19 protein-coding genes are annotated in these 23068 nt (G+C 63.0%); 4 read left to right on the top strand and 15 right to left on the bottom strand.

Annotated features, from left to right (window positions below; genetic code table 11):
* The first annotated feature begins 128 nt into the window (after positions 1–128).
* The gene (locus tag IRI77_RS27245) at positions 129–1373 is read left to right on the top strand and encodes an alpha/beta hydrolase (protein ID WP_228486341.1); all 1245 of its coding nucleotides are present in this window, start codon (positions 129–131) and stop codon (positions 1371–1373) included.
* A gap of 328 nt (positions 1374–1701) precedes the next feature.
* Here the strand turns inward: IRI77_RS27245 and IRI77_RS27240 are convergent, their stop codons facing one another.
* Both IRI77_RS27240 and IRI77_RS27235 read right to left on the bottom strand, forming a co-directional pair.
* On the bottom strand, positions 1702–3285 hold the full coding sequence (locus IRI77_RS27240; protein WP_194448140.1) for an alpha-L-fucosidase: 1584 nt from the start codon (positions 3283–3285) through the stop codon (positions 1702–1704).
* A 75-nt stretch (positions 3286–3360) separates the two neighbouring features.
* Positions 3361–4842 (bottom strand): alpha-L-fucosidase, encoded by a 1482-nt coding sequence (locus IRI77_RS27235; RefSeq protein WP_194448139.1) that lies wholly within the window; start codon positions 4840–4842, stop codon positions 3361–3363.
* A 242-nt stretch (positions 4843–5084) separates the two neighbouring features.
* Here IRI77_RS27235 and IRI77_RS27230 point away from each other — a divergent pair, with 242 nt between their 5' ends.
* Positions 5085–6506: an aldo/keto reductase gene (locus tag IRI77_RS27230; protein WP_194448138.1), complete on the top strand. Its 1422-nt coding sequence runs from the start codon at positions 5085–5087 to the stop codon at positions 6504–6506.
* A gap of 59 nt (positions 6507–6565) precedes the next feature.
* Here the strand turns inward: IRI77_RS27230 and IRI77_RS27225 are convergent, their stop codons facing one another.
* The 13 genes from IRI77_RS27225 to IRI77_RS27165 all read right to left on the bottom strand — a co-directional run bounded on the left by IRI77_RS27225 (position 6566) and on the right by IRI77_RS27165 (position 20147).
* Positions 6566–8248 carry a translocation/assembly module TamB domain-containing protein gene (locus IRI77_RS27225; RefSeq protein ID WP_194448137.1) on the bottom strand — a complete coding sequence of 561 codons (1683 nt, stop codon included), beginning with the start codon at positions 8246–8248 and terminating at the stop codon, positions 6566–6568.
* A 107-nt stretch (positions 8249–8355) separates the two neighbouring features.
* The gene (locus IRI77_RS27220; protein WP_228486340.1) at positions 8356–9150 is read right to left on the bottom strand and encodes a PRC-barrel domain-containing protein; all 795 of its coding nucleotides are present in this window, start codon (positions 9148–9150) and stop codon (positions 8356–8358) included.
* A 466-nt stretch (positions 9151–9616) separates the two neighbouring features.
* Entirely contained in the window at positions 9617–10387 is a 771-nt protein-coding gene (locus IRI77_RS27215) for an HAD-IIB family hydrolase (protein WP_194448135.1), read from the bottom strand.
* 91 nt (positions 10388–10478) lie between these two features.
* Positions 10479–11651, bottom strand: a complete 1173-nt coding sequence (locus IRI77_RS27210) for a glycoside hydrolase 100 family protein (protein WP_228486339.1) — start codon at positions 11649–11651, stop codon at positions 10479–10481.
* Positions 11652–11708: 57 nt separating this feature from the next.
* On the bottom strand, positions 11709–12851 hold the full coding sequence (locus IRI77_RS27205; RefSeq protein ID WP_194448133.1) for a glycosyltransferase family 4 protein: 1143 nt from the start codon (positions 12849–12851) through the stop codon (positions 11709–11711).
* Positions 12848–13525 carry a PIG-L deacetylase family protein gene (locus tag IRI77_RS27200; protein WP_194448132.1) on the bottom strand — a complete coding sequence of 226 codons (678 nt, stop codon included), beginning with the start codon at positions 13523–13525 and terminating at the stop codon, positions 12848–12850. The genes IRI77_RS27205 and IRI77_RS27200 overlap by 4 nt, the downstream gene beginning before the upstream one ends.
* A 102-nt stretch (positions 13526–13627) precedes the next feature.
* On the bottom strand, positions 13628–14908 hold the full coding sequence (locus IRI77_RS27195; RefSeq protein WP_194448131.1) for a glycosyltransferase family 4 protein: 1281 nt from the start codon (positions 14906–14908) through the stop codon (positions 13628–13630).
* A 181-nt stretch (positions 14909–15089) separates the two neighbouring features.
* Positions 15090–15233: a hypothetical protein gene (locus IRI77_RS27190; protein WP_194448130.1), complete on the bottom strand. Its 144-nt coding sequence runs from the start codon at positions 15231–15233 to the stop codon at positions 15090–15092.
* An 816-nt stretch (positions 15234–16049) separates the two neighbouring features.
* Positions 16050–16469, bottom strand: coding sequence for a globin family protein (locus IRI77_RS27185; RefSeq protein WP_194448129.1), 420 nt, complete (start codon positions 16467–16469; stop codon positions 16050–16052).
* A 12-nt stretch (positions 16470–16481) separates the two neighbouring features.
* Positions 16482–17309, bottom strand: coding sequence for a PEP-CTERM sorting domain-containing protein (locus IRI77_RS27180; RefSeq protein WP_194448128.1), 828 nt, complete (start codon positions 17307–17309; stop codon positions 16482–16484).
* Between the two features lie 7 nt (positions 17310–17316).
* Entirely contained in the window at positions 17317–17754 is a 438-nt protein-coding gene (locus tag IRI77_RS27175; RefSeq protein ID WP_194448127.1) for a hypothetical protein, read from the bottom strand.
* 162 nt (positions 17755–17916) lie between these two features.
* Positions 17917–19410 (bottom strand): tetratricopeptide repeat protein, encoded by a 1494-nt coding sequence (locus tag IRI77_RS27170; protein WP_194448126.1) that lies wholly within the window; start codon positions 19408–19410, stop codon positions 17917–17919.
* A gap of 35 nt (positions 19411–19445) precedes the next feature.
* The gene (locus tag IRI77_RS27165) at positions 19446–20147 is read right to left on the bottom strand and encodes a 4'-phosphopantetheinyl transferase family protein (RefSeq protein WP_194448125.1); all 702 of its coding nucleotides are present in this window, start codon (positions 20145–20147) and stop codon (positions 19446–19448) included.
* Between the two features lie 61 nt (positions 20148–20208).
* Here IRI77_RS27165 and IRI77_RS27160 point away from each other — a divergent pair, with 61 nt between their 5' ends.
* Complete coding sequence (locus tag IRI77_RS27160; protein WP_194448124.1) at positions 20209–21369, top strand: glycosyltransferase; 1161 nt, start codon at positions 20209–20211, stop codon at positions 21367–21369.
* A gap of 10 nt (positions 21370–21379) precedes the next feature.
* On the top strand, positions 21380–23068 hold the full coding sequence (locus IRI77_RS27155; RefSeq protein ID WP_194448123.1) for a non-ribosomal peptide synthetase: 1689 nt from the start codon (positions 21380–21382) through the stop codon (positions 23066–23068).

Below are 23068 nucleotides of genomic sequence, written 5' to 3'. Positions count from 1 at the left end.
GCCGGTGACTGCCGTGGTGCCCGGGGTCACACCGGACTTCACGCGGACATTCCCGCCCTATTCCAGCACCGTTCTCGAACTGAATGGCAAGTAGTGACTTGATGTTGAACTTAAGCAAGGAGCGATCAATGAAGAGATTATTGCCCATCCTCGGGCTGGCGCCATTGTTGTTGGGCTTCCTGGTCACCGCGCAAGCGCCGCCGGGGATGCCGACGGCTGCAGAGCGAGAAGCGCAGGCCAAGGCGGCCATCGAAGCGGCCAAAGCCCCGCCGGTGGAGGATTTCAAGCCCTCCTCCCTGAACCAGAAGGGCAAGGACTTTCCCGCCGTCAACTCCGAACGGCGCATTCGCGCCCGTGTGGTCGCGCCCGATGCCCACTCCGTCGCGCTCGACATTGGGGCCGTCAAGTACCCTCTGACCAAGGGTGAGGACGGAGCCTGGGTGGGGGCGTCCATCCCTCAGGACGCGGGCTTCCACTACTACCAGATCGTGGTGGATGGGGCTCAGGTTCCGGATCCCAACAGCCTCTACTTCTACGGCGCGAGCCGCTGGGGCAGTGGAGTCGAAGTACCCGCCACCGACCAGGACTTCTATGCCCTGAAAAACGTCCCGCATGGCCAGTTGAGGGAAACTCCGTTCTATTCCAAACGCTCCGACGCCGTGCTGCGCTGCTTCGTCTACACCCCGCCGGATTATGAGAAGAATCCGGCAAAACGGTATCCAGTGCTGTACCTCCAGCATGGCGGAGGCGAAGACGAAACGGGCTGGGGCAGCCAGGGGAAAACCGGGCTGATTATGGATAACCTGATCGCCGCGGGCAAGACCAAGCCGTTCATCATCGTGATGGCCAGCAGCTATGTCCCCGGCGCCCAGATGGGCCCGCCCCGGCCGCCGGCTCCAGCCGCCCAGCCCGGCGCAGCGACGCGTCCGGCCGGTGCCGGGGGCATGCCCCGCTTCAATTTCAGCGCGTTCGAGCGCGTACTCCTCGACGAGTTGATTCCCTTCGTTGATGCCAATTTCCGCACGCAAGCCGATCAGCTGCATAGGGCGATGGCCGGCCTCTCGATGGGCGGGATGCAGACGAAGCAGATCACCCTGGCGAACCTGGACAAGTTCTCGCACATCGGCATCTTTAGCGGAGGCAGCATCGCGTCTTCGGATATAACCGACATCGACGGCTTCAAGAAGAGCGTCAAGCTCGTGTTTGTCAGCTACGGCAGCCGCGAGAGAGGCGCAACTGGCAAAACCAACGTGGAAGCTCTACAACAAGCGGGGGTGAAGAGCGTGTTTTATGAGTCACCCGACACCGCTCACGAGTGGTTGTCCTGGCGGCGCAGCCTGTACCAGTTTGCGCCGCTGCTCTTCCAGGAATAGAAGAGCAAGGAGGCCCGCGGTTGATTCGGCCGCGGGCCTTACGGTTCGAGAGGCTCCGCGAGTGGCAAGGTAGCGCGTCTTGTCTTTCCCACTCTTGAGGTTTCGACATGGGATCACCGAGCACTTCATGCAAGTAATGCTCGACGCGACTGGCAAGACTGTAGGCGGGATTCATAACCAGATGCCAGCACGACAACACTTGCATGGTTATCGTGCAAGCGTGTGTTATGCCGCGATCCACCAATGAAAATAGAACTCGCTCCACACGGCGGTGAGGCCGCGTGGAGCGAGTTGGGTTTCATCGACGCCGCAGTCTTTCGACGACGGGTCAGTTGGCGAACTGGATCTTGAAGCCGGTCGCAGCTGATGCCGGTAGCGCGGCCGGAACCGTGATTACCAGGGCATCGGCTTCCTGTTTATAGGCGAGCTTCTTTTTGCTTCCGAGCAGATGGACGGAGGCTACGGCCTTGTCCGCCAGTTTCGCGTTGCTGCCGAGCGAGAGGATCCGGAGTTCCTTCGCCGGCGTCCCCAAGCAGAACGCATAGAGCGTTTTGGCGTCCTTCGAGGTGGTGAAGCGGAAGTCCTCGGCCGTGTAGCCCTTGTCGGGTACGTCCTTGAGACCGCCAAACCGGCCCTCTTCCTGCGACTTGGTGCTGGGCCCCTCGCCGTAGGCTTTCCAAGGGCGGGTGGCGTAGATGCCTTCACCGTTCACGGCGATCCAGGCTCCGATTTCGTCGAGAGTCTTGAGCATGTCCGGCTCCAGGTCGCCTTCGGGCGTCTGCACGATGTTGATGAGGAGATTGCCGTTCTTGCTCACGATATCGGTGAGCATGCGCACGATCTCGCCGGAGCTCTTGTACTTCTGCCCAGTGCGGTAATACCAGTCTCCGATGGAGGTGTCGGTCTGCCAGGGCTCGGGGCTGATGCCCTTGTCCACGCCGCGCTCGATATCGCGTACCCATTTGCCGCCGGAGACCTGCTTGCAGTTGTACACCGCTTCGAGTTTGCCCCCGTTTTTGGCCATGTCGTGGTTGTAGAAATGGGCCAGCATGCTGCGGCCAACGTCGCCGAAAGGCAGGGGGCTGTCGGAATAGAGGAGGTCCGGGTTGTAGCCGTCGATCAGTTCCTTGATGCGATCGAACCACTCGCGCTGCCAGACGGGATTCTTGGTGAGCCAGGCCTTGTCGTCCGGATCGGCCTTGCCGTGATAGAGCTCGGCGTACTTGGGGTCGGCGCCGTCGTAGGGGACTCCGGCCATGGGTCCGGTGGCGTCTGAGCCGTGGCTCACCTGGAACCAGGTGTAGCTGGCTCCGAGATGTTCAGAGACTCCGAAGCGCAGTCCCTGCTTCTTCGCCGCCTTCTGCCAGAGCCCGACCACATCCTTCTTCGGCCCCATGTTCACGGAGTTCCAGGGATGGAGCTTCGAGTTCCAGAGGAAGAAGTTGTCGTGGTGCGTGCCCATGCTGACGAAGTACTTCGCGCCAGCCTTTTTATAGAGGGTCATGAGCTGGTCCGGATCCCACTTCTCAGCCTTCCAGAGGGGAATGATGTCCTTGTAGCCGAACTTGGAGGGATGGCCGTAGTGTTCGACGTGATACTTGTTGTCTGGGTCCTGGCCGGCGGGCGCGCCGGTCCTGCGGTTCACGCTGTCGTGATCGTACATCTTGCGGGCGTACCAGTCGCCCTGGCGGGGTACGGCCTGCGGACCCCAGTGTGACCAGATGCCGAACTTGGCGTCGCGGAACCATTCCGGATACTGGTATTGCTGGAAGGAATCGTCGTTCGGTTTGAACTTGCCTTCGGTAATGGGGAGATTGGCGATGGGATCGGGCTTGCGGTCCTGCGCCTGAAGCTGAGCGACCGAGGATGACAGTGCCAACACCGTCAAGAGAGTTCTAGTTGTTGTGTACATGTCGATGCTCCAAAACATACGAGCGGTGAGAATTCGTGAACCGGCGGCGATCCGGCAAGCGGTGGGTGGTCCTCTTCATAGGCCGATCTTGAAGGTGTAGGCGTATTTGCCGGCCTGGGTGGCGGGCGCTTCGATGCGGAGGCCTTCGGCGCCCTGCGTCCACTTCAGCGGCACGCCGCCCAGCAGCGAGACACTCTTCACCTGTGTGCCTGCCAGGCTCTTCACCAGCCAATGCCCGGATTGAGGCCAACCGAGCGCGATGGCATAGAGGGCGTCACCTTTACGCGTGAAGCGAATGTCCTCCGCCCCGCACTCGTCGAACCGCCAGCCGGTGTGCTGTCCGTTGTTGGTGATCAGCTTTTCGGTAGAGCCCTCGGTGTGGACTTTCCAGGTGCGCGTGCCGTAGATGGCCTCGCCGTTCACCTTCAGCCACTCCCCCATCTCGCGCAGAATCGTCTTCTGATTCGCGGGGATTTCGCCGCTGGCTTTGGGGGCCAGCGACAGGAGCAGACCGCCGCCGCGGCTGACGCGGTCGATCAGGCCATGGAGGACTTCGCGCGTGGTGAGCAGCTTCATGCCATCGACGTAGCTCCAGGTGCCCCTGGCGATGCTCAGGTCGTCGATCCAGGGGCGATCCACCTCCGCGGGGCGGTCGCGGCCGGCCTCAAAGGTGAGCATGCCGAACTGGCGTGGGAAATTGTATTCCTTGATCGTGCCGAACTTGTTCAGCACTTCCACCTGGGCCGGCCACTTCGCGCCGGCGTTGAAGTAGTGGGCGAGGGAGTTCCGGACGTAGGTCTCGACTCCGGGTGAGGTGAAATCGCCTCCGTCGAACCACAGGACGTCGGGCCGGTAGTTGTCCATCAACTCGAGCAGCTTCGCCTGCCACTTCTCCATGAAGTCGGATTTCCGGCCGGTGAACTCATTCCAGTAGAGATCGGCATAGCGGGGGTCATAGATGTCGAAGTTTGCTTTGCGCTGCTCGTCCACGAAGGAGCGGTCGGCCGGGAGATACCAATTGAACGTGCGCATGTGATGCTCGGTGGCGACGATCTTCAGGCCCCTGGCCCGCAGGGCTTTCACCAGTTCCCCATAGAGGTCGCGCTTGGGTCCCATTTCCGCGGAGTTCCAGCGGCTCACTTTGCTACGCCATAAGAGAAAACCGTCGTGGTGGACAACGGCCGTGCCGGCGTAACGGGCACCGGACTGTTGAATGATTGCAGCCCACTCGGCGGCGTCGAACTTCTCCGCTTTGAACAGGGGCACGAGGTCCTTGTAGCCGAAGCTGTCCTGTGTGCCATAGGTCTTGCGGTGGTGCTGGTAAGTGCCGTAGATGTCCTTGGGATCGTACATCCGCCGGCCATACCATTCGGTGCCGAAGGCGGGCACGGAGTAGACGCCCCAGTGCGCATAAATGCCGAACTTGGCATCCTCGAGCCAGGCGGGCACTTCGTGCGCGGCCAGGGAACTCCAGGTGGCTTCCACGGGCTTGCCGGGCTGTACCTGCTGGGCACTCGCGGCCAGCATCGGGATCAGCACCATCCAGGTCGTTTTCACCGCGGCTCTCCTTCCTGCCAGCCCCGCATGCGCGATTCCGCGCGAGGTGAGCAGTGGGAGCATTGTATCGCTTGCAGAGCCAATCTGTAAACGATAAAGTAAACGCTACAGTACAAGAGATACCGGTCGAGGCTGGCTGGCATTTCGGGCCTGTGTGACCGTGGTGAAACAACGAGACCAATACCGATATTGAGAGCCTAAAATAGACATTGGCAGAGGCTAAAGGCAGAGAAGGAGGCAGCATGATCTCTCGACGTGAAATTCTGAGTGTGTTGGGCGCGGTTCCGGCCGCAGGAGTCCTGGGCCCCGGACCGCTGTTCGCACAGGCGGCCACCACGTTTCCCAAGCGGCTATTGGGGCGCACCGGGCGGACAGTAGTACCGCTCGCCCTGGGCGGCCAGGCGTCGCTGCAGTGGACGAAGCCGGGCATCGATCCGGCCGACATCATCGTCAGAGCAGTCCAACTCGGGCTCAACTACCTCGACACGGCCAATGCCTATGGGCCGAGCCAGATGAATTACGGCGAGGCCTTCCGCCGCCTGCATCTGACGCCTTCCGACACGAGCTACGACCGGGCGCTGCGACAGAAGCTCTTCGTCGCGACAAAGACAGGTCGGCGCCTGGCCCTGGATCCCAGCGGTTCCGGGCTGACCGCCGTCGACGAGCTGAAACGCTCGCTCACGCAGATCTTCGGTGACGGCAAGGGCTTCATCCCCGAGGGCGCCTATGTGGACTCGATCCAGATCCACAATCTGACGACGCTGGAGCAGGTGAACCAGGTATACGAAGGATTTGCCGAGCGCGGCTCGAAGCGGCCGGAGAGAATCGGCGCGCTGGCGGGCCTGCTCGACTATCGCGACGGCACCAACTACACCGGCCTGAATCCCGAGCGCCGGCACTATGTGAAGCACATCGGCGTGACCGGGCACCAGAGCTCGCCGGTGTTGATGAGCGCCATCCGGCGCGATTCCGAGAATGTGATCGACACCGTGCTGGTCGCGCTGAACGCCAATGACCGGCTGTGCAGCTCACACCAGAACAACGTCCTGCCCTTGGCCATTTCACGCGGGCTGGGCGTGATCGCGATGAAAGTGTTCGCCGACGGCGCGTACTATGGCAAGCAGCCGCGTTTCTCACGCACGCCGGATGACGTCATTTTGTCGGTAGGAAATCAAGAAGCAGTCGCCTACTCCGACCTGGTGCGTTACTCCGTATCGCTGCCGGGCGTTTCGTGCGCCATCATCGGCACCGGCATGATCAACCGGGAGAAGCCCGAGGCCGACCAGATGGTGGCCAACCTGACGGCCGCGATGAGCGACCTGCCCTCCGAAATCGAGCGGGTCCGGATTGAGAAGGATTCCGAGGCGCGGCACGGTGCGGCGACGAACTACTTCCAGGAGAAGACGAACACGCTGGTGCAGCCTGTCTCAGTGAACCTGAAGCGCGACAGCGACCGGGTGATCGTGGAATGGACCACGGCGCTGGCCGGCCGGGAGCCGCTGCAATCCTACGAGGTCCGGGCCGGCGGCAAGGTGCTGCTGTCGCTGCCGTTCCGGCCGCAGATGTATGAACTGCCCCTGTCGGTGTCGCTACCGGCATCGGCGATCGGGGATGCCACCGTGACGGTGGTGGCGTCTCCAGCGCCCCCACAAGCACGCGCTTGAAGTTGTGTTCGCGAGGCCCTTCCGGCCGGACTCTGGCGATAGCAGGGAGTTCCCCCGGCTTAGGGGAGGCCCTGTGCCCGGACAGCCGAATGCCGGGCGGGCGCTGCTTGAGGCTGCGGCGGTGTCGCGTGCTTCGCGTTCTGGTCGTGGTCCTTATCCTTGGACCCGTTACGATCCAAGCCGAAAACAGGCGCTTCGCGCGTCCCGGAGATCTTGAAATCGGCTACCGTGCCGTAGCCCTCTTTGGCGAAAATTGGGTCCACCGGCTTCAGCAGCCAACGCTTCCACCTCGTCATCATCATCTGCGAGAGGCGTGCATCCACGCGCGCCGTCCCGTGGAAGTCCAGCTCCTGGCCGGCGAAGACGAAGCTACCGGCCATCGCCGCCTTCGCGCCATCAATCGCGAAGTTCAACTTCTCGAAGGCGACGCGGCCTCCGCTCATGTGGAACACCCCATCCATGCGCCAGGGGACCTCATCCACCTCCTCATTGTGAGGCTGGCCTTGCGCGCGCCGGCTGAGGATATCCAGTTCCTCCTGAATCCTGGGGTTGGTGAAGCGCGCCTCGATGAGCCGGAAGTTCCCATTCAGTTTCAGGCGATCGGCCACCTCACCCTTGCCTGGCGGCAGCAGGATCTTCACGTGCAGTCCCAGGCCGCCGCGCAGGATGGGCTTCGGGCCCTTGACCGCCAGCAGCAGCACGTCGTCCAAACGCCCGTTCCGGAAGATGGCGTCCAAATCGACGGTTTTGCCTTTCTCGCCGGCGTACCTCGCAATCGCACCCTTCACATCGAAGGTGCTTTGGCCCAGCTTTGCCTCGACCGGATCGAGAATGGTATTCCCGTTGGTGCCATCGACGATCGCGTGGTACTTCGTCGCCAGGGGAATCGGGTTGCCCGACATGGTCAGCTGGAAGTCCGGCACGCGGGCTTCTCCGTCGGATTCGAACCGGCCGAGTTCGCCGTGGAACTGGCCCGTCGCGGCCAACTTGCCCGCAATCCCTTTGAAGACGCTCAAATCAGCATTGCGGAAATCGTATTGACCCGACAAGGGGGTAGCGGAAGGCGATTCGGCATTCCACGGTCCAAAGCTGCCGGTGGCGTGAATGAGCCCGGGCGGCTTCGCGTTGGTCAGCACGGCTGTGTAGCGCATCGGCTCGCCGTTTCCAACAGATTCCAGACGCAGCTTGGCAATCTCAAAGACCAGTGGATCCCTGGCGGGATCCCGCGGGATGATCGAGAGCCGGGTCCCGTCGGCCACGATCTCGTCGATGTGGACGGCGACCTGGGGAGCGCTGGCGTGGGCCGCGTGGGCCGCCGGAGGTTTCTCGCCCTTGGGCGGCATCTTCAGCTCCAGTCCTTCCAGCCGGACCTTGCGGACAAGAGCCTTCTTCTCGAAGGCGGAGTTCAAATCCACCTCAAAGGAGAACTTACGCATCGTCATGAAGGTGGGCCGGTCCGGCATCGACTTGAGCTTGAACGTGATCCGTTCGCCGGAGATGCGGGCCATGGCGCCTTTGCCGCGGCGAGCCAGAATCTCCATGGGTGACGCCAGCGGCATCCGGACTTTCAACACGGCAAGTTCGACATCGGCATCGAAGCGGTCTTCGAGGTAAGCAATGGTCTGCTCGCGGAGAAAGGGTTCAAATCGCCGCGAGAAGTATACGCCCAAGCCGGTGAGACCCAGTAGAACGAAGCCAACGCCAGCACTCGACCAGACAATCCATAGTTTGCGTCTCGACACAGTCAACCCTCCCATTCCGTTCTTTCACCAGCCAGGCGCCCGATGCATTGCGACAGCGGAGAGAGGCAGGCGGCCCTTGCTCACTGAACCGGGGCCTGCCTGCGGACTCAAACGTTGTCGTAGGAGAAGGCCGGCCGGTGGTCGCCTTCAAACAGCCAGTACGGCGGCCGGCCATAGTGGGCATAGAGCTGGTTCTCATACTCGCGGGTGACGGGCATGGACTCCACGTAGGCAGGCCCCTCCTGGATGGCTTCGCGGGTGAGGCCGACGACAAACTTGGACTCGGGCCAACTTACCCGCTGCACCCAGCCAGGGGAGAAGAGGACGCGTTTGCCCGGCAACCACAGCTTCGTGGCTACCTCGACGTAGCGGATCGCCCAGGCGTAATCGTCGAAGACAAAGCCGCAGACGTGGCCGATGCCGCCGTCCACCGCATCAATGGAGTATCCCTCCAGGGCCTCGGTACAGCGAAGATGGGAGTCGATCGGCTCTTTGCTGATGCGGTCCGCCACCGCCTGGATGGCGGCACCCGTGGGCAAAGCCAGGCCGGCCGGATAGAAGGAAGGCCCCCAGATGTGCGGCCCACCCCAATAGTCCGGATAGCCGTAATAGCCGAGGTACGCCGCCTCGTGCTGCCTGGAAACGGGCTCATGCGTATCGATGGCGGGACTGTCCTCCACCTGCTTCATCGTGAGCGACACATCCAGCCGTTGCGCCTGCCAGTCCGCAGCCGTGATGGAAATCGGAGAGATCAACACCTCACGGCCGCCCAGCCAGCCGCCGGTTGCCACCGTGAGGTAGCGGATGCCCCACGTGTCGTCGTCGAAATAGAGCTTCTCCACGGTGCCCAGTTCTCCATCGCTGGCTCGCACGATCAGGCCCTTCAGGCTCTTCGTGTTCATTAGCATCGATTGCCCCCTCCCGAGGTATGTAGTGACCAACTCCTGCGCCGCAGCCAACCGCAGGCCAACCACTGGCAGGTATCCGGGCGAATTGCCGCGGGCCACTATGGGTTGGCGGGTTTGGCCCTGCCTTTTTGAGTGCACGGGAGTGGCCAACCTACAGGAGCAAGAAAGCACAGCGGCCTTAGCAGCCTGTGGCGGAAGTCGCGCAGCCGCGTTCGCACCGCCGCCGGTACCAGAATGGCAGCTCAAGTGCAACTTCGAAGCCGCTCCAAAGAGAGTCGCCTCTTTCTGGGAGGAAGGCGGCGGCGGAGCGAACCCAAAGGGCGACAAGGGGTTGCGGCCCATGGCAGTGTCGAGCCGGCCTCCGAGTGGCCGGCACTAGTTCGGCCGGCTCTTCGCGCCCTGGGCTCGCAAGCCCTTGCCGCGCGGCTAGCGGGACTTCCGCCACAGACTGTTAGGCGAGTTATGAGCACAAGGCCATGCGGCCCTTGTCGGAGAGGCAGGCGATGCTCATCTGGATGACTCGCTTTGTCTCGTGGGGGTCGCGAACACAGATCGAAACGACACCGGCCTGCTGAGCCGCGAAGTCGTTGCCGCCAGGGAATAAGGCATCACCGATGAAAATCATCTCCTTGACGGAGATGCCCAGGACTTCTGTCAGCTTCCTGATTCCGTACCCTTTGTCGATGCCGGATTTGGTGACATCGATGGAGGTCGCGCCGCCCAGCCGCACGGAGAATCCGGGAATGAGGCGATCGAGAATCGACTTGATCTGTTTCCGCTTGACGAAATCCGGGTCCCATTGCTTCTTTTCCTCGAGCGGAGCCTGCTGGCCCAAGGCGGAGAAAGTGATCTGGCTGCCTCGGTCCTCCACCACTTCACCCCAGACCTTCGCGACACCGAAGCCCGATTCGGCGACCGACTGGTTGAGCGAGGCGATGATCTTCGTCTTCTCGTCCAGGGTGAAGTCTTCCGAATAGAGCTTCTCCCAAGCGCCGGTGTGCCGGAAGAACTTCGTCCCGCAAGTGGGCAGCAGGGAAAGGTTCGCCAGACTCCCGTCATTCGGAAGGTGGGCGAGTACCTGTTTCTCAAACTGAGGCCAGTCGCCGCCGGAGATCACCGCCACTTTGACGATGCCGAGCAGGTCCTGCAGCAGTACCGCCATCTCGGTATCGAGAGACGATTTGCTCTCTGCCAGGGTACCGTCCAGGTCGAAAACAATCAGTTTCTTCATGCGGGTGACTCAGTTTCCAGTTTGTTCGCTTCGTACACGGTGCAGCCGGTGTGGAGAGGACGCAGGATTTCAACAGCCATGTAAAGAGAGCTTAACCAGCCGGCGGTTTTGCCGTACCGCGATTGCTTTGGCGCACCTCTTCAAAGAACGGTGTACGCTCGAGCCGGACGCATTCCGCGGCATAAAGATACATCGCTGCCGACCAGGTCTGCCAGTCTCTGCCGCTGGGCTGGCCGGTCTGGGCCTTGATCCATTCGTTGAAGCCCCAGTCGGCCTCGTTCTCATGCCATGGCTTGACCAGTTCCGTCAGCGCCAGCAGATTCCGGCGAGCCAATCCCATGCGTCCGGCCGCCACGCAGGCGGCTATGTAGACACCACAAACAAACGGCCACACGCCGCCATTGTGGTAGTCGCCGGGCCGGTTGAAGATCTCGTAGCGCGGCCGCCAATCGGGGTCCTCCGGCCGGATGAAGGGCAACAGACAGGGTGGCAGATTCACGATCAGGTCACCCTTCTCCCGCAGCGTCTGGCATTCAGCCTCCACCCAGGCGATTATGTTTCTCGACCGCTCGCGGGAGGCAATGCCCGTCAGGATGGCCAGGCTGTTGCCCAGCAGATCGAATCGGTCGCTGTTGTAGATTTTGTAGGAGAACAGCGCGTAGTAGGGCCGGGACGGCATCACCAGACCCTCATGCACGTGCGGGTCGCGAGCTTCACTGAGAGCCTCCAACCTGTTCATCAGCAAACGCAGGCGAGCGGCGGATTCGTGCTCGCCATACAGCATGAGGTAGCCGTAGACGAGCGTATTCACGAACAGCCCATAACCCAGCACCCACTGCTCATCCCGCCAATCGCTGGTTGGGAGCTGCGCGACCATGACCGTGTCATCGGGGCTCTGGTACCGCATCCAGGTCAATGCCTTGCGCGCAGGCTCTTTCAGGAACTCCGGTTCATTCTCCGATTGCCTGAACAAGGCCAGGCCCAGCAGGAAGAGCGGAGTCGAATCGCTGGCTCCGCGGTCGTCGGGATCGTTGGCCAGGGACGGGATGTGCCCCAGCGGCGTCTGGTGGGCGGCCAGTGCCTTCAGCGTGCGGCGCAGCGCACCGGTAAGCACCTCATTGCCGCTCACCAGGATCCCGAAGGCGGAGAGCATGAGGTCGCGCGTGTAGGGCTCAGGATAGCCCCAGCCGGCGGTCCTCGGAAGTCCATCGAACGGACCGTGCGCATTGTGGAGCAGTACGCGAAGCGCTGCCGACCTGGCCATTTCAACGGCGGCTGCTGATTTTTCATCCATGGGAAGATGCGCCTCGCAATCTGGTGATCACTGAATCCCCAACCGGCTGGAGACAATCTCCAGAAAACGCCTGGCCACACGCCGATAGTCGAAGAGATCGACTACCCGCTTCCGCCCTGCTTCACCCATCTGCCGTCGCAGGCCCTGATCCCGCATGAGTTCCAGAAGATATTGGGCGAGATCTTCGACGCTGGCGCGGAACTCCACGGTGCGCGGAGTTGGGAAGACGATGCGATGGCCGGAGTCGATGCCGTGCCCTTCCCCGAAGATCCCTTCAGTGATTTTGATCTCCTCCGCCACCTCGGCAAGAAATGCCGTTTCCCCGTGGACCATGGTGTCCAGGAATGCCATGGCGCGAACGGCGACCACCGGCTTGCCGCAAGCATTCGCCTCCACGTGCAGCATTCCGAAGCCTTCCAGGCGGGATGGCGCGGCATAGATGTCGCAGGCGTCCAGCAAGTAAGGCATGAAGTTGTGCGAGACGACGTTGGTGGAATAGACAACCCTGTCGTTGATGCCCAGTTGGGTAGCCAGTTGAAGGTCGACCAGATTCTGTTGCACGGTGCGAGGCTGAGGCCAGACCTTGCAGACATACTTCCAATCGGGCGCCTCGGACTGGATCAGTGCCAGCGCCCGCATGACTTCCTGAGCGCCTTTCGACGCGGCGTCTCCGCCCACGGTCAGGATCATCTGCTGGCCGTCGCCCACGCCCAGCGCTTCACGAATGGACTGGACCTTCGGATCGTCGGCGCCGCGCGGGATGAAAGAATCGGTGTCGCAGCCCACCGGCAGAACCTCGATGTTGTGCCCGCTGAGGCCATCCCGGATGTAGGTCTCCTTGACCCAAGTGGAGGTGACGAGCACCAGAGGGAGCGCATCCAGGACTTCGTGATGCGCCGCCACGTAGCCATCCGCAACCAGCCAGGGGATGGCGGTCAAGCCAAACTGCTGCGGGTGCAGGACCAGGTGCGGCACATGCCCCCAGAACCCGATGCCGACCACAACATCCGGCCGGAACCAGCGGTAGTACCACTCCTTCTCCTGCGGCGACTCGAAATGCACGGGATGGACATCCACCCCGGCCTCCAGCAGGCCTCTGCAGAACAGCTCCCCCTGGGTCGCAAGACCCGCCGCCGAGGGCGGGTATTCCGTCAATACAAGCACTTTCATTGTTTCTGTCCCCAACCGGCCAAACGCGCCGCAACTGCTTTCGTTGAATCGAAGCACCAGAACCCTTCTTCTCCGGGTGTGGTTCGTGCTTCCCAGCTTTCGGGCGCAAATCCATAGATCTCAGTGATCAGCCTGCGTTTTTCAAGCCAGACATCACTCGGCAGCAGGTCCCGCCAATCGGCATCCGCGCGAACGCGGGGCAGGTAAGCCCGTCCACCGTCGGAGTAGGCAAACATCCACAAGCGCCGCGTATCAATGACGCCGGCCTGCCACAGCACAGCGACGGCCCGGCAACACTCCGAGTGGCGCCTGTGGGTGGAGTACTCGCCCATTGGGCCGTGCGTCAGGATCAAGTCATAGCGGTCGCCGCCCAGCAGGCCGGCGATGGTGGCGTTGAGTTGCTCCACCGGCAAGGGCGCCTGCTCCGGGCCATCATCGAGGTCGGCCATTGCGCCCACTGCTTCGAATCGCTGAAGGACGCGGCGAAACCTGGGGGCCCGGTCCGGGTCATGCGCCCGGCAGAGGGTAAAGATACGCCAGCTGAACTCTGGATGAGTGAGCAGGAAGCCGCCGCACCAGAGGATCTCGTCATCGGGATGGGCCACGATGATGGCCGCCAGCGGACGTTGGTCCCGCGCGGCTTCGAGCGCCGCGCCTGACGTCAATTGGCTCATCGGTTCGCCCCCGGCCCATCCAGCGCGGGGCGGCGCTGTCCGGCGAGCAGTCCATGAGGATGGACCACTCCCGCCGCGGAACAAGTGTGCGTCATTGAGCCGCTACCACCTGCGTGCCACGGTTGAATCGGGCCCGGGCCAGAGTGGCTCCAGATTGATACGCGCCATATCGTCCTCGCGTTGGCCGGAGGCCGCGGCGTGAGCCACGGCGTATAGTTCCTTGGTCGCCGGCCGCTGAGCCAGCAGGAAGGAGCTCATATAGCGCCTGGCCGTGCTGCTCCAGATCATCTCCCGCCCAAGGCCGTAGGCCCGCCTGCGCATGGCGTTCCATCGCGGCCGGTCGCGCAGCAGCGCTTTCGCCTCCTGGGCGATCGCGGAAGGGCTCCCAAACGGCACCAGGACGCCGCGCTGGTCCTTCAACAGTTCGGCGGCGTGCCAGTAAGGCGTCGAGATCACCGCCTTGCCTGCTCCGAACGCATAGGCGAGAGTGCCCGATGTGATCTGCGCCTCGTCGAGATAGGGCGTGATGTAAAGATCCGCCGCTCCGATGAACTCGGTTAACTCGTGTAGAGGGACGAAGCGATTCAGGAACTGAATGTTGTGCTCGACCCCGTTCTGCTTCACCAGGGCTTCGAGGTGGTTGCGGTACGCATCGCCCCGGGTGCGCAACTCATTGGGATGAGTGGCGCCCAGAACCAGGTACACCACATCCGGAAACTCAGCGGCGATCTCAGGCAGAGCCTTGATTACGGTCTCGATGCCCTTGTTCGGTGAGAGGAGTCCGAAGGTCAGCAATACCCTTCTGCCGCTCAGCCCGAACTGTTCCTTGTAGAACTCCGGTTCCACGAAAGGCACGTCCGGGATGCCGTGTGGGATGAGATCGATTCTGGCCTGCGGCGCCTGATAGGTCTCCTGCAGGATGGTCTGGCCCCGTTCGGTCATCACCACAAGCCGCGCCGAACGATCCACTATCTCCTGCATCACGCGGAACTGGTCCATGTTGGGGTGGGGGAGCACGGTGTGGAGCGTGGTAACCACCGGCGCTTCTAGGCGGGACAGCAGGCTCAGCAAGTGAGCACCCGCGGGGCCACCATAGATTCCGAACTCGTGCTGGACACAAACAACATCCACTTCGCTGCTGTTGAGGTATTGTGCGGCCTCCACATAGGAGCTCTCGTTCTGTTCCTCGATTTCGCAGCGAACTACCGCCGGGTAGTCGTATTCCCCTTGAATGTCTGTCACTGAGACCGCGCGGCAGTCGCTTCTGGGATGCGTGTTGGCAACGGCGCCCAGCAGGTCGGAAGTGAAGGTGGCGATCCCGCACTTGCGTGGTACGTGGTCCCCAACGAATGCAATCTTCCGGATTGACCTTGTTTCTTGCATGTGGCCTGTCCTTTCAGTCGTCCGCCCGTGGTCCCGGTTGAGGCGGCTTCGCAATATTTCGGCCCTGAATCGACCGGCTTCCCTTTGGAACTCGCCGCACGCGGGTTGCGGCGTTTCCGAGCTCCCTTCCGTCGTCCGGCTAGCCGCCAGAAGCAGAAAGATCCATTGCTCATCGCGACGATCAGCGCCGTGGAGTCAATGAGATCATCGCCAGGCGGACGAATCGCGCCCCTCCGGACCCGGCGCCCTGGATTGGCTGGAGCGGATACTCACCCAGGCCCATCCACAGGTTGCGGGAGATTGGATAGTGCACGTCGGAGTCCATCAGTGGACTTCAGGAATGAGCCGCGCTGAGGCGCCTGCGGGAGCGGAACTCCGGATGGGTCGAGAAGTGTTTTTCTTTGTGGGGCTTAGGGGAGCAACTGGAGAGATGGGGAACAGCTCTTCAAGCTGTTTGCTTTTCCAGGAAAGCCGGCCGGCGGCAGGTAAGAACTGCCGAACAGACGGCCGGGCCTACACCACAACATGCACCGCGCGGACCCCCGTGGATTTGACGGGCGGCTCGCACCGAGGAATGAATGTTCGATGGAGACACGCCAAGCACTTCCGGGTCCCCGCACGCGGAACGGACTGATTCGGCGTACCGCTTCATAGCCGGCGCACCCTCAACAAACCAGTTTGCAGGTGCGGGCATTTCTCCAAGCCTTCGCTCTTGGTGGAAGCTCACGGACAAGATGTGGGTTCCCGCTGTCGAGTTTGCGGTTTCGACAGGCTCCTGAGCACGATACGGCCTTCCGATTCCTTCCCCAGAACGCAGGATTCGGCGATCAGAAATGCCGCAAATGACCGTAGCCGGCCACCTGACGTGATTTGGTCACGCGCCTTGGCGAACCTCGCGCGACGCACCTGAGAAAGCCGGCTGCATAGCTTCAGTGTGAATCCACGAGGGTCCCATGCTCCGGCATTGCTCCTGGAAAACCTCACCGTGGGGTCCGCGAAGGTAAGGGCAGCGGGCAGCCCTTGCATGGAGGCTTTGCGGCATCGTGTACTCCGCGGTCGATCTCACCGGGAACTCGGGGCTGCCGGCCTGATGGCCATCAGTGATCGAGTTGTCTTCAGAACCGTCGGTGACCGGGCTCGGCTATTGCCCCTCCCGGCCGGCGGCGCCACGCTCCAGTTGCTGCGCTAAGTGGGCGTAGAAGTTCACCCAGGCCTCCTCCTTTTCCTGGGTGAACTCGCCTCCGAGAAACTCACGGACGGTGCCGATCAGGGCTGAGCCTATCGGGGCCAGGTCGTCGGGAGCCAGCCCATCCGCTACCTCGCCGCCCAGTTCGCGCAGGACGGCATCCAGGAGTTGCTCGCTTTCCAGGTGGTCGAGGCTCAGTAAGGCCATCCGAACCAGATCCATGTTGCCGTCCAGGCGCTGGCGCAGCCGGGCGGCCAGGGGCGGCGCCAGGCGGACCAGGCGCGTGAAGAAGCGGGTCCGGAACCTGTCGCCGATGGGCTGGAGGTTCCGGACGCTTTCGCGGATCTCGCTGCGGGTATTGCTGTCCAGCGTCACGGCCAGGCCTCTTTATCGCCTCCAACGGCGAAAACCGAGCAGGAGCAGGCCCCCCGCGGCCAGCAGCAGCGTGCCTGGTTCCGGCACCTCGGCCCCCGTGGTGAGCGATGCGTTGAGGTAGCCGTCACCCAGGACGAATTGGGCCGTGGGCGTCAGGTCCGTCAGTTCGAAGCGGTACAAGGTGCTGGACGCGTTGAGATCGCTGGCCAGGGCGTAGAAGCGGCCGTTGTCGAAGGCCAGCCCACCGGTGAAGCCGCTGCCGAGGCTGATGGTCATGGGGGTCGAGGTGAGGGTCCCCAAGTCCAGCTCGTAAAGGGTGGACGCGCCGGAACCATCGTTGTGGACGGTGTAGAGTTTGCCGGGCAACGGGCCAACAGAGAGTCCTCCATACAGGCCGTCGGGTAAGCCGGCGACCCCGACGGAGTTCACCATCTGGTTCACCAGGTCGAAGGTGACGAGTTCGCTGGCGCCGAACATATCCGTACGGATCCCATAGAGTTGGCCGGCCAGGATGGCCAGTCCGCCATAGGAATATTGACCGGCGGAGAACAGGGCGGTGACGCTGCCGGCGGTCGAGATCTTCACGAGGTTGGCATCTGAGACTCCGTCGGATTCGATGCCGTAGAAGGCTCCACTGCTGAGAGCGAGCCCTCCAGCGTAGCCGGTGGAGCCGCTGCCCAGGACGATAGGGGCGGCCGTCACTTGGGTGCCGGCATCGAAGGCGACGAGGTGGCGGGGTACCCCATTGGTGTCACCGCCGATGGTCAAGAGTAGCGGAGCCGCCGGCGCGGTGGCCGCCGTGAGGAAGGCGGCCAGGAGAACAGAAGGAAGTCGCGCCATACGGGGCCTACTTGGTGGCGAAGTAGCCAGTGAGGGTAATGTCGACCGTTGTACCGACACTGCCGCCTGCGATAGCTACGTACGGCATTGTGTCGCAGTAGATCTTCACGGTTTCAGACAGGATCGATTGCCCGCTAAAGGTCAGGTCCTTTGCCGGGATGTAGTGATTCTGCCCGTTGACCTGGATGAGTAGGGCCCGGCTGCCTGTGTTCGCCGGACTTGGGGAGATGAATGCGGAGACATACTCCAGGACAAGCCGGGAGCCCGCAGGGATGGTAACTCCAAGGAGGTTGGTGCAGGAAGCCGCCGAGGTGCAGCCATAGCTGATGGTGACGGGCCGCTTGTCCGGCTTTTCGACCTCGCGGACCGGCGTGGAGTATTGGCCGTAGGCGGCCGGGAGAGTGACGGCGGCGGCCAGAAGCAGGACTCGGAAGATGTTTTTCATGGGTGGATCCTTTCGGGTGATGGCGGCCAGGGCGGCCGCTCCAACGAATCCGAGTTTGGCGGGCGGCGCTAGTGCGGTGGGAGTGACGGCGAGGCAACTCGCCCGTGACGAGCGCTGGTAACGTGCTCGTAACGCCGGGGTCCGGTCAATGAATGGAATGAGTTAGAGTCCGGTGAGCTGGTCGAGCCCAAGCTTGCGGGCGGCGGCCTGAAAACGAGGTAAGCCGCGCAGGGCGATGGTGGCCGGGTCAGCCAGAAAGTCGGCGGCGGTGTCGTCGCGCCGTTCGACCCCGCGCTCCAGGTGCTGGATGGCGAGACCCGGCTGGCCCAACCCAAGGTAGATCCAGGAGAGGTAGACCGGCGCAGCGTGGTTGGCGGTGACCTCGTGCTGGACGAGGGCGAGCATCTTCTCCGCCTCGGCGCGTTTGCCGGCCTTGGCCGCGACGAAGCCGCGGTAGGCGTAGAGGTCGACGCGCTTGGAGAACTCGTAGGGGGCTTCCCGGTCGAGTTCCGCCAGCCCTTCGTCCGGTTTCCCTTTGGCCACGGCGACCAGCGCGAGGTACTCCCAGGGAGAGATGCGTCCCTTGGGGGAGAGGGCGGCCGCTTTGCGAAGAGCCGAGGCAGCACGGTCAAGCTGACCGGCGCGGTAGTAAACTTCGCCCAATGTTCTCCTGGCGCCGGCACTGTTGGGCTGAGCCTCGGCGTAGCGTTCGGCCCAGGTCCAGGCGACTTCGTGATTCCCCCGCAGGCTTTCCACCGTTGCGCAGGAGCCGAGGAAGGGCTGTTCCTTCAGGGAGTGGAGGATCGCCTGTTCACAGATCAGCTTGGCGGCATTCCAATCCATGGTGAGGTCCCGGTGGTAGCGGATGAGGGCCGTATAGCCGACGGGCGAGGACGGGGCCAGATCCCGGCTGCGCTGGGCGGCCTTCAGGATTTTGGGCGCCAGCCCTTTGCGGAGGGCGGAGTTGGTGTTGGCCGAATCAAGATAAGCCTCGGCAAGAGCAGCCTGGACTTCGGCGGAGTCCGGCGCGAGTTCCGCTGCGCGCTCCAGCAGTCTCCGGGCTTGGGCGAGGCTGTCTGGGGTGTAGTAGTGGGAGAGCGGCGCCGCCAGGCTGAGGAGTTTGCGGGCTTCGGCGTCCTTGTCGTCCGGTGCGGCCACGGGCGAACGGTTGTAGCGCCAGGCGGCCAGGGTCAGCAGCATCAGGCCGCCGGCTGCGGCTAAGATCCAGCGAATGTGCGGCTTGGCGCGCACCACAGGCGGAGGCGGGCTGGCGGGCGCCTCGGGCAGTTTGGCCGCGGCGGGCTGCTCGATTCGCGTATAGGCAAATGCCGGAACGTAGCCTCCGCGAGGGATGGAGACGCGGATGAGGGCATCTCGGCCGTCGCCGTCGTAGTATTCGACCAGACGCGAGCGGAGCCGTGAGGCCTCGACGCGGACGATGGTGTCTTCCTTGGGATCGAAATCGGCCGGACGGTCATAGACTTCCAGGCCGATGGACGTCTCGCGGAGGGCATTGGGGTCGCCAATGAGGGCGTTCTCGACGATGAAGCGGAGCAGCCGAGACTGGCGTTCGGCCCTGGTGAACAGGGGCGAACGAAGAATGGATTCCAATGCCGCCAGCACCTCCGGCGGCGGCGGAGTGACCTGCCCCTGCATGCGTATCTCCAGATTATAGACGGCGATGGGGGAAGTCACGAGGCGACGGCCGTGGCCAGCCAGTGGTGGGGATCGATGCGCTGTTGATGGAAGGTCCACCTCGCCGGATCGTCATGGAACCCGTCAGAGAACCGAATCCGGATGCCAGGGTCCAGCTCAAACCAGAACCGATCTAGTCCTAAAGATAGTCCTATTCCCCGCGACTTTAGATAGGACTCCTTCAGCGTCCAATACCGGAAGAAGCGTTCCAGCCGGTCCGGCTCAGGGGCCTGGCGGAGAACTTCCACTTCAGGGGGCGCGAAGAATCGATGCGCGACCCCAAGCAGGTCCGCCATGGGGCGGATCCGCTCGACATCAATGCCGACCTCGGAACCATCGGCGATCAGAATCGCGATGAGTCCGTCGCAATGGGAGAGATTGAAACCAACCCCGGCCAGATGGGCGGGCTGCTCGATGAAGGGCTTGCCGAACTCGTTGTAACGGAAGCGAAATTCGGACGGGGGGACGCCGCCGGCATGATCTGAAAGCGCCTGCCTCAGCGAACCGCGGGCGACCAGCCGGACATGGCGGTCTTTCTCGAAAATAAACTTCGAGATGCGAGCCTGTTCGTCGTCTGACAGAGAGGCGCGGAAGCGCTCCAGTACGTCCGCATCCCGCACATCCTCAGGCTTTACCAGCCGCAGCACCCCTCCACGATGGCACAGGGACCGGACGAGGGTCCATGATCTTCGTACCATCGCGATTGAGTACTGAGTACCTTCCGCACCATGCGCCGCGCGGGCCACACTAAGCGAGTACATGCGGGGCACTCTGGGGACGGATCGCGATCCAAGCAAGGGGAAAGTACTGCTGCTCACCACCACGATGGGCATCGGCGGCGGCGCGGAGGAGCAGGTCATGCAACTCGCGCTGGAGTTGGACCGCCGCGGCTGGCGGACCCGGCTGGTATCGATGATTCCAGCGGAACGCATGCCGGGTGAGATCAGCGAGCGGGGCATCCCGGTGGGCCATCTCGGCATGACCGCGGGTGTGCCGGATCCACGGGCGCTGCCGCGCTTGGTGCAGGTGGTCCGCGAGTTCCGGCCGGACATTCTGCATACGCATATGACGCACGCCAACCTGCTGGGCCGCGTGGCCCGGATCTTTGCACGCGTACCGGCGCTGATTAGTACACTCCACGGATTCAGGATGTACGGCGTGAACCAGCGCTTCACGAAGTTTCGAGAGTTGGGGCATCGGTTGACGGATCCGCTGGCGGAGCGGACGACCGCGATCTGTGAGGCGGCGACGCGATCGTATCTGGAGTCGCACTCGGCTCCGGCGGACAAGCTGATGTCGCTGCCGAACGGTCTCGATACGTCGGTCTACCGGCCGGACTCGGAGGCCCGCCGGCGGATGCGACAGGAGTTGGGACTGGACGGTTTTGCCTGGCTGGCGGTGGGTCGCTTTGAGAAGCCGAAGAACTATCCGCTGATGCTGCGGGCGTTTGCCGAACTGGGCCAGCGAGACGCCACGCTGGTGCTGTGCGGCGCCGGTTCGCTGGAGCCGCTGCTGAGGCGGCAGATAAAGGAACTCGGAATCGAAGGGCGGGTCCGCCTGCTGGGTGTGCGGGAAGACATTCCGGCCGTCATGAACGCCGCCGACGCCTTCGTGCTTTCGTCCGATACAGAAGGACTACCGATGGTGATCCTGCAGGCATCGGCCACGGGATTGCCAATTGTCGCCACCGATGTGGGGGGCAATCGCGAGGCGATCCAGCCAGGGGAAACCGGCCTGTTGACGCCTCCGGGAGACCAACGCGCATTTACCGCCGCCATGCGGCAGGTTGCCACGCTGACCACGGCCGAACGGGCCGCCTGGGGCGCGGCCGCTCGCCGTCACACGATTTCCAAGTACGACCTGCAGGTCGTCGCAGACCGTTGGGAAGCGCTTTACAGCGAATTGCTGACGCAACACTAGAAAGGGACCCATGCCACTCAACACGTCATCGTCCATCCACTCAGCGGCGGGTCGGATCGCAGCACAGGCCGAGCGCAACCCGAACGCCGCGGCGATTGTTTCCGGCTCTTCTGTCCTGACCTTCCGGGAACTCGAAGGCAAGGCGAATCACCTGGCGCACCGGCTGCGCGAGGCGGGTGTCACGGCCGAGGTGCCGGTGGCGCTGCTGCTGAACCGGTCCGCGGACTACGTGGTAGCGGCCCTGGCCGTGATGAAGGCCGGCGGCGCGTATCTGCCGCTGGACCCTGGTACGCCGGCTGCGCGCTCGGCCAGTATCCTGAAGGACTCGGGTGCGGCCCTGCTGATTGCGCATCGCTGCGCGGCCGCGGGCCTTGAGCCTCCCTGCACGGTCCTCTATCTCGACACTGAGTCGACCGCGGGCATGGCGCACGAGCCGCCCGCCTGCGACATCACGCCCGGGAACCTGGCCTACCTGATCTATACGTCGGGCTCGACCGGCGAACCGAAGGGTGTCGAGGTCACACATGGCAATCTGAACACCCTGATCGAATGGCACACACAGGCGTTCGCCATCACGGCCGAAGACCGCGCCAGCCAGATGGCGGGGCTCGGTTTTGACGCCTCAGTGTGGGAGATCTGGTGTCATCTCAGCGCGGGCGCCTGCCTGTATCTCGCGCCTTCGGAAGACATCCGGACATTTGCTCCAGCCTTCCAGAGCTGGCTGGTGGAGAACGGCATCACCGTAGCCTTCGCGCCGACCGTGATCGCACAGCAATTGATCGCGATGGACTGGCCGGCGGAATCGAGACTACGAATCCTGCTCACCGGCGCCGAGCGGTTGCAGCAGCGCCCTCCCGCGAACCTGCCGTTTCTCTTCTTCAATAACTACGGGCCGACAGAGGCCACGGTGGTCACTACTTCCGGGTTGGTGGCGCCCGCAGGCGACGGGGCTCCGTCAATCGGCATGGCGGCCAACGGCGCGCGGATCCATATCCTGGATGGCGAACTCTGCATCGCCGGACCGCTGGTGGCGCGCGGCTACCGCAATCGTCCGGAAATGACGGCCAGCAAGTTCGTGACCATCGATGGGGAGCGCATGTACCGCACGGGCGACCGTGCGCGGCAGTTGCCCAGCGGCGAGTATGAGTTCCTGGGACGGCTGGACAACCAGGTGAAGATCCGCGGCTACCGCGTGGAGTTGGACGAGATCGCGACGACGCTGGCGAAGCATCCGGCGATCCGGAACAGCGTGGCCGTGGCGGTGGATGACGCAACGCTGGTGGCTTACTACGTGGCCCGTTCGCCGCTGACGAGCACCGAACTGACGGCGTTCCTTGCTCCGGTGCTGCCGCAGTACATGATCCCCTCGGCCTACATTCAACTGGAAGCGCTGCCGATGACCGCCAACGGCAAATGCGACTACAAGGCATTGCCCGCGCCTGCCGCCACCACGGCGGCGCCGCAGTCGACCGACATCCCCGTGCGGCTGGGCGCCATGGTGGCTTCGCTGCTGAAGCAGCCGTCAGTCGATCCCGACGCCAATTTCTTCTTCCTGGGCGGACACTCGCTGCTGGCGGCGCAACTCCTGGTTCAGGTGAACACGGCATTCGGCGTGAAGATGGCGCTACGGCAGATGTTCCAGGCGCCGACAGTGAACAAGCTCTCGATGCAGATCGCCGGTATGAAGGCAGGGAAGTAA

Source organism: Paludibaculum fermentans (assembly GCF_015277775.1).
Taxonomy (GTDB): domain Bacteria; phylum Acidobacteriota; class Terriglobia; order Bryobacterales; family Bryobacteraceae; genus Paludibaculum; species Paludibaculum fermentans.
The sequence above is the reverse complement of the archived record's forward strand: the minus strand, read 5'-3'. Positions and strand labels throughout refer to the sequence as shown.